The organism is Marinobacter sp. G5_S1_61_S3 (assembly GCF_054968585.1).
Map to the genome: position 1 here is coordinate 46,480 of NZ_JBQKUK010000004.1, position 11,434 is coordinate 57,913.

At 59.0% G+C, this 11,434-nt stretch carries 8 protein-coding genes; 3 read left to right on the top strand and 5 right to left on the bottom strand.

All coding sequences use genetic code 11. From position 1 onward, the window contains the following. Positions 1-18 precede the first annotated feature (18 nt). Genes ACTRWH_RS04620 through ACTRWH_RS04630 form a run of 3 tightly spaced genes read right to left on the bottom strand, consistent with a single transcriptional unit; the run spans position 19 to position 6,663 of the window. On the bottom strand, positions 19-543 hold the full coding sequence (locus ACTRWH_RS04620; RefSeq protein WP_379866322.1) for a hypothetical protein: 525 nt from the start codon (positions 541-543) through the stop codon (positions 19-21). A gap of 11 nt (positions 544-554) precedes the next feature. After that, a complete protein-coding gene (locus ACTRWH_RS04625; RefSeq protein ID WP_228210246.1) occupies positions 555-4,022 on the bottom strand; it encodes a tetratricopeptide repeat protein in 3,468 nt (1,155 codons plus the stop codon). Positions 4,023-4,026: 4 nt separating this feature from the next. Next, the gene (locus tag ACTRWH_RS04630) at positions 4,027-6,663 is read right to left on the bottom strand and encodes an endo alpha-1,4 polygalactosaminidase (RefSeq protein ID WP_462825983.1); all 2,637 of its coding nucleotides are present in this window, start codon (positions 6,661-6,663) and stop codon (positions 4,027-4,029) included. A 273-nt stretch (positions 6,664-6,936) separates the two neighbouring features. Here ACTRWH_RS04630 and ACTRWH_RS04635 point away from each other — a divergent pair, with 273 nt between their 5' ends. Then, on the top strand, positions 6,937-7,617 hold the full coding sequence (locus tag ACTRWH_RS04635) for a Frag1/DRAM/Sfk1 family protein (protein WP_036202385.1): 681 nt from the start codon (positions 6,937-6,939) through the stop codon (positions 7,615-7,617). Between the two features lie 8 nt (positions 7,618-7,625). Here the strand turns inward: ACTRWH_RS04635 and ACTRWH_RS04640 are convergent, their stop codons facing one another. Then, positions 7,626-8,357 carry a sulfite exporter TauE/SafE family protein gene (locus ACTRWH_RS04640; protein WP_036202386.1) on the bottom strand — a complete coding sequence of 244 codons (732 nt, stop codon included), beginning with the start codon at positions 8,355-8,357 and terminating at the stop codon, positions 7,626-7,628. 140 nt (positions 8,358-8,497) lie between these two features. On the opposite strand from ACTRWH_RS04640, the gene ACTRWH_RS04645 reads away from it, so the two are divergent. Together ACTRWH_RS04645 and rarD are read left to right on the top strand one after the other, a co-directional pair. Continuing rightward, positions 8,498-8,956, top strand: coding sequence for a YchJ family metal-binding protein (locus ACTRWH_RS04645; RefSeq protein ID WP_462825984.1), 459 nt, complete (start codon positions 8,498-8,500; stop codon positions 8,954-8,956). Continuing rightward, entirely contained in the window at positions 8,953-9,852 is a 900-nt protein-coding gene (rarD, locus tag ACTRWH_RS04650; RefSeq protein WP_462825985.1) for an EamA family transporter RarD, read from the top strand. Before ACTRWH_RS04645 ends, rarD begins: the two co-directional genes overlap by 4 nt. Positions 9,853-9,871: 19 nt before the next feature. Here rarD and ACTRWH_RS04655 read toward each other — a convergent pair whose 3' ends face one another. Then, on the bottom strand, positions 9,872-11,233 hold the full coding sequence (locus ACTRWH_RS04655; RefSeq protein ID WP_462825986.1) for a CHAD domain-containing protein: 1,362 nt from the start codon (positions 11,231-11,233) through the stop codon (positions 9,872-9,874). Positions 11,234-11,434 lie beyond the last annotated feature (201 nt).

Consider the following 11,434-nt stretch of genomic DNA (forward strand, 5'->3'; position numbering starts at 1 on the left):
CCTGTTGCTCAGGCGGTATTATTGGCTTTCGATCAGTGGCATGGCGTTGGCCAGCTCGTCCAGAACCTTATGGGCCGCCACGCTCAGGCTTTCACGACCCCATCCCGTGCGGGCCGAGGTGCCGGACCACACTACGCGATTGTCGTCTGCGTTGCGTATTTCCAGGGTAATGCCTACGGCGGGCTCGCCATCCAGCCCACTTTTGTAGCGCCATTCTTCCACGGTGCCCGTGAACAGGTAGTCCGCGCCATCGTTGCGGGCCGTGGCGAGAGCTGTTTGCTGTCGTTCACTGCTTTCGTACAGCAGGGGGTTGCGGTCATCGGGCAGGTAGAGGGTCACGTTTTCGCTGCCCTTGGCTCTCAGGATCGCGGACAGCACACTGGCGGCTTGGTCTCCGGCCTGGGGTGTCTGTGACAGGTTGATCAGCGGCAGCACCGCAAACTGTCCATCCTTCGGAATCGGCGAGCCCTCCTGGCTCTGGATAACCGAACAGCCAGCCAGAAGTAACAGGGTGAGCCAGAGGCTATGGCGTAGTGTTTTCATAACAGTCTCCTTCAGCGACCAGGGTAAATCGTGTACGTAAGATTGAATTCGGTTCGGCCGTTGCCGTCCAGCCCTTCCGACGACCAGCGTCCAGACAGGGCCAGTTCATCATCCCCCAGCACCCGCCAACCCAGGCCCACTTCCACACCGATTTCCGCCGTTGAAGTGGATAATACATAACCGGCGTCCAAACCGAGAAATGCGCGGGGTGAGGGTGTCGAGCGATACAGAGCGTGGGGTGAGCCATGGAACCAACGTGTGCCCACACCGATACGTTCATACTCCTCGGTCAGCAGGCTGGCGGTTTCCAGTGGCTGATCCAGTGCCGCAAGGGTGGATGAGGGCAGGGTTTCGGCCAGGGATAGCTGCTGGTTTCGATAACCGGCGCTGATAATCCAGGCCGGGTCATTGCGAAAAATGGTGTAGGTGGCATTCAGGTCCAGCCCGTAGCCGTCCGCCAGTTGATCGTTCTCCAGGCTGTTGACCGTCAGTTGCTCAAGTTGGGCATTCAGGTTAAGCCGGGAGAAAGGGGTGTAGCTGGCGCTGGCGTAGGCGCGGTCGCGGCGGGTCAGCCACCAGGCTTCGGCGCTGTCCGGTGTGCGTTCCTGGAAATGGTAGCCGGCGCCGAAGGCGATGCGGTCAGACCATTGCTGGTCGAAGGCAGCGCTGATGGCCAGGTCATCCTGCTGGTAGCGTGGCAACTGGCTGACCGATAGCGACCAGGCGCTATTGCCTGAGCGCCTGTCCACCTCGAAAGAAGTCTCGCTGCTGCGACCGGGGGTGCTTATCAGTCGCCCGGAATCGCTCGCCTTGAGAGTGCTGGCAGACAATTTCCAGCGAAACTCGTCTTCGCTGAACTGCCCGGTTATCCCGCTGCGCTGAACGGTAAAGTTACCCAGGTTCTGCCAGCGGCTGCCCACTTGAATGGCACGGTTGAACGTCTGGTGTAGATTTACCGTGTCCTGCATCGTCACCCTCTGTTGTTCCGCCGTCATCGGACTGTTGAGTCGATCAAGCTGCCGAACATAGCGGCCTGTCTGTTGTTCGCGGTTTTCCGGCGCAGACCGTAGGGTTTGTCCGATGCGTTGGCGCACCGCTGCGTTTCGGCCGTCCGGTGCCGGTAGCAGGGCCTCCGCGACCAGCGTGTCACCCTGATTGGACGCAAAGTACGCCAGGGTTTCGCGTAATCCCCTCTGGTCAGGGTCGTCGCCTTCGCCGCTGCGAGGAAAGGTCGCCAAGGTTTGCCAGGCCAGTTTGAGCAGCCCTTCCTCACTGTACACCGCAAAGCGGCTGGAGCGGGTGGATGGGTCTTCCTGTAATCTTTTCGCGGCCTTTTGGCGAAGATCGGTTGCGGTGCCGGGTGCACCGGTCTGATCCAGCAGTCTTGCCGTCGCCAGAAGCCACTCAATGTCATCACTGCGGGTATCCATACCCTGACGAAACCAGTTCAGAGCCCGTCTCGGCTGGCCCAGGGCACTGTAACCGTACGCCAGGACCGGATAGGCGGCGGGAGAAGGTGTATCACCGATTCGGGCCAGCAGGGCCGGAAGGGTGTCGGCGAACTGTTCCGTATTGGCAAGTTGCAGCCAGGCCCAACTGATCATCAGGTTCTCATCGTCGGGTGCCAACTCCCACGCGGCGCGGTAGGCATCGTTTGCTGCCAGGACCTCGTCGTTGCGCTGGTGAATCAATGCCCGAAGTGACCAGTAGCGCGGGTTGTTGCGGGCAGTGGGAACGTCCGTTTGCCAGCGTTCGAGGGTTTGCTCCAGTTCCTGCCATTGCCCGAGCGCCAACTGGTATTCAGCGATAGCGGCCAGGAACCGGGGTTCCCCGGTTTCAAGGAAAAGATGTTCGCTCAACGACAGGGCCCTTGGGTAGTCCTCGAAAAGGGCTGCCAGGTTGAGCAGGCGCTCCTTTAAATTCGGCGTAAGCTCAGAGTCGCTTCTGGCCAGGAGACTTTCATAATCCCGCTTCAGGATGTCGGTTCTACCCAGGCTGTTGGCCAGGTCCATCCGCATGATTTGAACTGTCTCGGCCAGTTGCCGGTCTTGCGGCTCGAAATTCAACAGCGCCAGGGCGCGTTCAGGTTGCCGTGTGCGCCAGTAAAGAGAGGCCAGTTGTATGCGGTCGGCGTCGGATAACCGTGGCTCGTTTTCCAGCAGTTCAATGGCGGCGGGGAAATCACGCAGGTTAACCAGCAGCGTCAGTAGTCGTTCCCTAAGCGTGTCGGACCGGGGAAATCGTGATCGGCCTTCCGTTAGCCATTCCCTTGCATCATTGAAACGCCCGGAACCCACCAATGCGTCGGCCAGGGTGATATAGCCTTCCGGTTGCAAACGCTCCTGCCTGGCCCCCTCGGTTAACAGCATTCGCAGTGTGTCCCACTGGAAGAGTCCGCGCGCCAGATCCACCGATCGTTGGAAGGCTTGCGCGGAACCGGTTTGTTGATAGAGGGACACCCATACAGGCAGCGCTTCCTGCGGCAGGCCGTTCCACTCCAGCACTTGAGCAATGGTTTGCCGATCTTCGCGAGTGAGTCTGTCCGGTGTCTTCTGTAGCCTCCGGATAGCATTGAGCGCTGCTTTCAGATTCCCGGCGGCGAGTTGAAAGGCCAGCAATTCTCGCTGGAACTCTGTGTTGTCGGGATGCCGGTCCGCCCGTTGCCGAATCCAGGTGGCTTCGTCCGTAGCCGAACCAGCCAGTCTTGCCAGCCGGATACCTTCGGTCTGTGCTGGTTCCGACATCCGGGTGTCCGGGAGCTTTTGCTTGAAGAGTGCCAGCGCCGCTTTTGGATTGCCGCCGGCAAGCTCCAGGCGAATGATGTTGTCGATGAACTCATCGCGGGCCTCGGGGCGGACGGTGTCAATATAAGGGCGCAAGGTCGCTGCAGCCATTCCAGGCCGACCCTCTGCTTCCTCCAGCCGAGCGATTTCACGGGCCAGTTGAAGCCGTTGGCCGGGGCTGGTCATCCGGTCCTCGACGCCTTGCAGCAGTGTCAGGTAACGGGGCTGGCTCAGCCAGCTGGAGGCTGGCCTTAAGAGCTCCAGAATGCGTTCCGGTTCATAGGATTGGCGGACCAGCGCCTGGGCGTCGGCAAAGAGTTGGTCTTTCCGGGCCTCCCTCCGGGGGCCTTCTGGGATTGCAAACAGGCGTTGAGCCTGCAGTTCCAGGTAAAACTCAAAGGCCTCCTCCGGCACCGTCTGTTGTGCCATCAAGGGGGCCAGTACCTGGTCTGCGCGTTCCAGTTGGCCGGTTGTGCTCAGGGCCCGGGCCAGGCTGAGGCGTAAGGGAACGTTGTCTGAATCCGAACGCAGTAGCACTTCCAGATAGGCGATGGAAAGGGCGTCTGGCGTTTCAAGGTACTCCGGGTTCTCGAACACTGCCTGTCGCGGAAACAGCAGATACAACGCCAGCGCGATAAGCGCTCCCATAAGGACCAGCGCGGGCAAGCTGAAAAAGGACTCCCTGTTCCGACGCATAACGCTATTGGCACTCCAGCATCAGGGATTCTGTTTGCCGGTTGCTGAGAACAATCCGCACCTGTTCACCCGACCGTGACATCCGTGCCGAACCGCCGCTGGTTGTACATCGGCGGGTTCCGGCAAGGGTGAATTCCACGTTCCGATGGCTTTGCAAACCCAGCGTTATCCGCCATTTCCCGGCTACCTGCTCGCGCTGCCATTGGGTAAGTACCCCATTGGCGTGGGCCAGCCAGGGGCCTTTGGGGGCGGTGTCGGTCAGGAACAGGCGGGGCGAATCACCGGTCAGATGCACGTAGCGGTGGCCGGCAACATCGTGGAAACCGGCGACGCCAGTGCTTCTCTCCAGGTCGGGAAACCGGTCCTGCTCAATGGTGACGGTATGGGGTTGGCCAATACCGCGCCAGTGCCAGCCACCGTTGTCGTCCCTGAGCAACGCCGAGTAATAGAGGGTCTGCACGCGCTTGGCGTAGTCGCTGAGATAGAGCGGCGTGACGGGTTGATCAAGGGCGTATTGATAGATCTCGTGTAAGGCGCCCAGGGCCTCGGGTTTGGTGCCCGAGTAGAAGTGGTAGTAAATGCCCATGGGCTTTAGCCGGCCTTTGTCTTCGAGAATGCGGAAAGTGTCCGTCACATTGCGGAACCCATAGTAAGGGCCTGTCCAGTCGTTGGTATAGACGTTTTCGTTCATCACCGGTGCGTACACCTGTAGCTCATCGCCCACTGGGCGAGCGTCAGGCCAGGTTTCTGCCAGCTCGGAAGCGTAGGGCAATGGCTTGGTGTTGCCGCCATTGACGTTGACCAGGCCGGCTTCCCGAACCCGTTTCAGGGCATTGGCGCCGGGCCGGGCGTCGCCTGTCCAGAGGAACACCGATACGGGCTTGTTCGCCGGGGCCAAGCGTTGATTAATGTATCCCACCGAGCCTTCGATTTCGCGTTCAAGGGAAGCCTGGTAATCCGGGATGTTCATGAAATAGCCATACAGCGTGTTTTCAAGCCTCGGGGCGGGGCCACCTTCTATCGACTGCCAGAAGAACGGATGACTGTAGGTATGAGATGCAACTTCCACCGAATTTAATCTGAATATGGCCCTGGCGATGCGTTCCGCCTCTTTACTGGCGCGCGGGTATAGGCCCTCGGGTGAAACTTCCGCTTCGATGACCGAAACGGTATGGGGCACCTCATACCGTGACAGAATCTCATCCTGGATGACCTGGGCGCCCAACGGGCTACCGGGGAATTCCCCCCGCGAGACGAAGCCATCGCCGTCAATGTGGGCGGTGAGTATGCGGCGGCCATTCTCCGTGGTGGTATCAATTACCGGCATGGCAGGTGCACTGAAGGCCTGCTGGATAAACTCGAAGGGATTGAACAGCCAGTAGGCTTCGTCGTCGGGGCCGGTTTCGAACAGGAAGGGCGCTGAGGCCACGCCGCCTTTGTCATGGGTGTAGATGGCCGAAAATTGCTGGCCCTGCGCGTCGGTGATGGTCAGCCAGGGCGTGTGTCCTTCTACTTTCGGCATGGCCTGTGTGGTCAGGGAAGGAAGCCGCCTACCTTCGTAGTTGGCCACCGATGGGTGTACGCGCTCATGACTCAGAGGCGCAGCGGGCACAGTGGTGCTGCTGGCGGCCATCACGCCGCTGCACGCCGGGTTGCCGGGAATCAGTCCCATCAGCACCACGGGTACGCCCTTGTCCTGCTGCCGGGCAAGCCATGAACAAAGGCCGCTGTGGCGATCCCCGGTTTCCCACCACACCAGAATACCCGCATACCGGTCTTCGGTGGGCTCCGTCGGTAGGGGCTCTAGCGCGGAATGGTACTGTGGGATGAATCCGGAACGCTCCAGGATAATGCCACCAAAACGATGGGCAGCGCTTCTGTCCATGTTGAATTCCGGCAAGTCATGAATCACCAGAACGTGGCGTTTCACCTGGACGGGTTTGGACGGGCTGAGGCGATCAAGGGCCGGGTTGGCCACCCAGGGCACGAAACCGTCGCGACGTAGCTGGCCTGCTAGTTCCTCGGCCTGGGAGGCGTCCGCGACGTAATCGATGGCAATCATGGGCATGTCAGGTCGTGCCTCACGCCAGCGCTGTAGCTGTTTGTCCAGCCACTGGCGATCTGTTTCAGAGACTTTGTAATAACGCTTGTCCTTGGCGTTGTAGCCATTACGCCAGGACTCCAGGGCAAGCCCGTCGACTTGGCCGATAACGCTGTCCGGCAGGTGGAAGCCGCGGTTGAGGATGATCTTGCCGTTCGGGTGCCTGGCGCGGATGTCTGAAATCAGTTTTGTCTGGGCTTCTGCGAAGGCTTGCATTTGCGCTTCGCCACTGGCGGCAAGCGTGAAGCTGTCCAGAGTATCGAGAAACACCCCCTGAAAGCCGCGTTCGAAGGCCGGGTCAATGAGGTTGTCCAGCAGAAAGGCGCGGACTTCGGGGTTGCGCAGGTCCAGCACTGTGCTCGACCAGGCCGGGTTCTTGCCGATCAGCCAGCTGTTCTGCAGGCTTGCGAACAGGCGGTGGCTGCGGGCCATCTCTCCGACACTGACGTAGGCAATGGGCGTTGTGCTGGCTTCGGTCAGCAGGTCGATACGTGCGTCGCTGGCCTGATCCTGTTGCAGTACCACCCAGTCGTAGGCCATCAAGCTGCCTATTGGGGCTTCGTTACCGTAATAGAACGCGATGTTAGGCGGCTGACCCACAGCATTGGCAAAACCGAAGGGTAAAAGTAGGGCGACTGCAAGCAGTTGAAGCAGAGGGTGTCGTCTTATCATGTGGAACCGAAATCAGGTAGAGAAGCGACTGAATGATGCGCACAAAGTCATCGCGAATGAGTAATACGTTGCTAATCTATTATAGATGACAGTCTGCAAGCACTCGATTTTCCAACTATTTTGTAATGAGAGAATAACGTTATGACCTCCGTGAGGAATGGCATCCCCCTGTGGTGGCTGGCGCTCGCCGCCACGCTGACGCCGCTGGTCACCATTCACGCAACCTTCGCGGTGTCGGTGCTGGAGGGGCATATTTCCTGGTGTATTCCCTATTGGGACAGTTGCACGAGCATTAGCCGCACCGGCCGATACGGTACCAGCTATTTCATTTTCAAGGGCACCATGTTGCCGGCGGCGATTCTCGGCATTCTGTTCTGGGCCCTCAACGGTCGTTGGCTACAGCAATTGGGTGCCACCAGCCGCGGTCGGCCCTGGATTCCCAGGCTGGGCTTCGTCGCGTGTACGTCGCTGGCTGCATACACACTGGCTTTGGGGCACGAAGGAGACGGTTTCAATCTGATTCGCCGGATAGGTGTCGTGCTGTATTTTTCGCTGACGTTCATTGCACAGTTGCTGATCAGCTCGGCCCTGAAGGGACACCCGCGATGGTATGCCAATGGCCGGCGACTGTTGTGGCTGTGTGAGCTGATACTGGCGGTGGGTATTCTATCGGTTATCCTCACGGCCGTTGTGCCAGGGGTGTACAGCCAGATAGACGACGCCTTCGAGTGGATTTTGGCGTTTTTGATCAATCTTCACGCGATATGGGTCGCGGTATTGTGGAAACAGAGCCATTTCCGGGCGAGACTGTGGGCCGAGTAGTCCCGGGGTCAGAGCGACATCAGCCCGCGAACCAGTGCCGCCACACCCGCAACGGCGGCGATGCCAAGAATGACCGGCCTCAGTCCGTCAAAAGGCATGCGGTTGACCAGCTTGCCGGAAAGCCAGAAGCCGATGAGAACCCCTGGAAAGGTGACCGCAAACAACTGTAGCTCTCGCTGCCCCAGGTAGCCGGAAACCACCAGGGCGGCAATACTGAAAAAACTCGCCACCAGGAAGAAGGCCGACATATTGGCCCGCACCAGCGGCCCCTTTTGATTCTGGTAGATCAGTGCAATCGGTGGGCCGCCAACGGCGGTAATGGTTCCCATGTAGGTCGAGGCAGCGCCGGCCAGGATACTGTTGCGAGCGTTCAGGGCAGGTCGCAAACCCCCTGCGCTCAGTAATACGCCAATCAGGATCAGAACGCCGAACGCCAGCTCGAACCCCGTGGGTGAAATCAGCATCAGCGTGATCCCGGCCAGGATCATGCCGCCAACTCCCCCGCCAATGGCAAAACGCACCTCGCGGACCTGTAACGCGCCCCGGTTCCTCAGTAGCATGAGAATCGTCAGCACCACGGCGTTCAGAACCAGCGGCGCCGGTATCAGTATGGGGCTGATCAGGAACAGCAATGGTGCCGCCAGCGTACCGATGCCATAACCTGCCACGCCTTGCAAACAGGCGCCGGCCAGCAAAGCCAGGTTAGCAAGGAGTATCTGCAGCAGGGAGAGGTCAGTCACAATCGGGCTACTCGATCAGGTCAGTTGATGATTGTTGATAGCACAGCCGCAGGGCAACTAAAACTGTTAAAATGAATCATTTACGTGTCCTGGGTCTGCCGGGTCCGTGAACAGCACTAACCGGCGATAAGGACGACCCGATGGCGCCAGAGATTACCCCGGACGACTGCCCCTGTGGCAGCCGCCAACCGTACAGTACTTGTTGCGAGCCATGCCATCAGGGCAAACCGGCATCCTCACCGGAAGCCCTTATGCGATCTCGCTACAGCGCGTTTGTACTGAATCTGACGGACTATCTGAAAGCCACATGGCACACCAGCACCCGGCCTCAAGACCTTGATTTGACCGAGGCGCCGAAGTGGGTGTCGCTGCAGGTACTGTCGTCAGATGAAGGTGAACACGAAGGCACGGTGCACTTTCGCGCCCTTTACCGGGCAGGCGGCGGCTGGGGGTATCTGGATGAGAACTCCCGCTTCGTCCGCGACGATGAGCGCTGGTACTACGTGTCCGGCGATACCCGCGAAGGGACCCTCAAGCCTGGCCGGAACGAATCCTGCCCCTGCGGAAGTGGCAGAAAATACAAGGCCTGTTGTCTGTGAAACATGCTACGCCTGATGCAGCAAAAGGCGTGGGTTTCGGCCTGGCCGCCTATACCTTGTGGGGCTGTTTCCCCATTTACTTCGCGCTTTTCGAGGGTGTGCCCTCTTACGAGGTGCTGGTTCACCGGATCGTCTGGTCCTGTGTTTTTCTCGCCATCGTGGTGAGCTTCCTGGGGCGCTGGAAACCCATCACTGCTGCGTTGGCACGCCCTAAAAAGCTTGGTTTCGTATTCGGCTGTGCGGTATTCATTGCGCTGAACTGGGGGGTCTATATCTATGCCGTGGAAACCCGTCATGTGCTCCAGGCGAGCCTGGGGTATTTCCTCACGCCCCTGGTGAATGTCGGTCTGGGCATGCTGGTGCTGCGTGAGAGCATTACCCGACTGCAAATTGTGGCGGTTGCATTGGCGACCATCGCCATCCTTTATCAGCTTTTTCTGTTGGGCGTGGTGCCTTGGATCACCCTGGTACTTGCGTTCAGCTTCGGCACCTACGGCCTGCTTCGAAAGCAGGTGGAGCTGGATGGTCTTTCGGGCCTGTTTGTTGAGACGCTGCTTCTGCTACCGGTCGGCCTGCTGGCTCTCGGGGTTCTGGGCTCGGCCGGAGAATCCCACTTCAATGACAACATCACCATTGCCTTGCTTTTGATGTCCAGCGGTATCGTCACCGCCATCCCCCTGTTGTTCTTCGCCGGTGCGGCCCGCCGGCTGCGCCTGGCAACCGTGGGCTTCCTGATGTACATCAACCCCACGCTGCAGTTCTTCATCGCGCTGTTTGTGTTTGATGAACCCATGAGTGGGGAGAAGCTGGCGAGCTTCGTGATGATCTGGGTGGCGCTGGGGCTTTATTCCTGGTCGGCCTGGATGGGGCGTGGGATGAATCCCACCCCCAAATAGTGGGTTGTCTAGTGGGTTGTCAGGCAATACCGCCGAGGGACAGTATGTCAGCCCGTACGCGATGTTTCTCCACGGCAAGGTCTGAAATCAGCGTGTTCAGGCCCGCCACGGGCGCCAGCATGTCCGGCTCCGTGGCAATGCTGTTGCGAAAGGCCAGCAGCATGTCAATCTGCACGTGCAGGTCCTGAAAGTCACCGAACCGCTGTTGTCGATGTTTTAATGGCCTGAGCCTGTCGTGAAACGCCGGTTTGTTCAACTCGGCCAGGTAGCGTATGCGTTTCAGCCGTTTGCGCAGGTCGTGAAAGTGATCGTCCGGGGACTGTTCGTTCAGTTGCCGCGCCACGGCGTCGTGCTTGTGTATGTGCTTTTTCAGGGCTTTGTGGATGTCTTCGATGGCCAGTTTCCGGGTTATCTTCTTCAAGTGGCGGGAGGTGATAAGCTGGTACCACTCATCCATGTCTTTGCGGTATTGGCCGCTGCTCAGGCGTTTGGTCAGCTCCTGGTGTTCAATGTCTGCCAGGTTGGCAAAATAGCTGCGGGCGCCGGAGCTCACCAGGGCCAACCGGGTATCTTCCTCCAGTGGCCATTGCGCCAGGTCACCCAGTAACACGTGAAGGTCTCTGAGCCGGCTGGTGGCTTGGCCATGCCGTTTCAGACTCTTGACGGCCTTGCGTAAATCGCTGTCACCACTGATGTCGACAACTGCTTCGGCGATGGCCCGGCTGCGGCGAATGGCAATACGGTACTGATGCAGAAACTCGTCGTCGTACCCCTGCAATACGCCCGGTTCCAGATCCCTGATGCGTTGATACTGGTGTAACAGCGATTCCGGGATGTGCCATGCCAGCGGAGAGTGCTCGTCGATACGGATTTTCGTCCGTTTGCGATGAAACTGCTCATAGCTGACGTCTTTGGGTGTCAGGAACCGTTCAAGCCGGCCCCTGTTCTTGCCGATCTCGCACCAGTGCTCCATGGGCAGGGTGATGTGCATGTAGCTGCACGTGGGGAAGGTGTCGGGTGCGTGCTTCAGCAGTAAGCCTGCCAGATCCTCCAGCGCAGGGTTGTGGCCAATCAGGGTAATGCTGTCTTCGTCCCGGTCACGCAGCCAGTCGAGCACGACCTCATGGTTAAACGTGTATAGAACAGGCGCCAGTTTGACGGCGTGTTGATGGTTGCTCGGGATCAGGCCTTCCAGGGTTTGTTGTGCGCGGGTGGCATTGCTGCAGTAGACCGTTCCATCGAACGCCCCATCCGCACGGATTGCCCTGCTCATGGGAGCCAGCTGTTTCAGACCCCGGTTGTTGAGGGGGCGCTGGTGATCACGAAGGCCATCATCGGCCCAGCTGGATTTGGCGTGGCGAATCAGATAGAGGTGTTTCATCCGTGCCCCTGAAACTGGTTTTATTGGGCCAGGTTTGATGAATCGGACGTTTGGGGCTAGACCTTTAGTCTAACGCTGGTTCAAGTCCATCCGCTACCGGCCGTTAAGACTTTTAACAATAAAAGCAAATGCATGAATGAGTTGTGGCAGTGTCGCAGCTTTACACCCCGAAGTCGCACACACCGGTATTACAAACTGGAA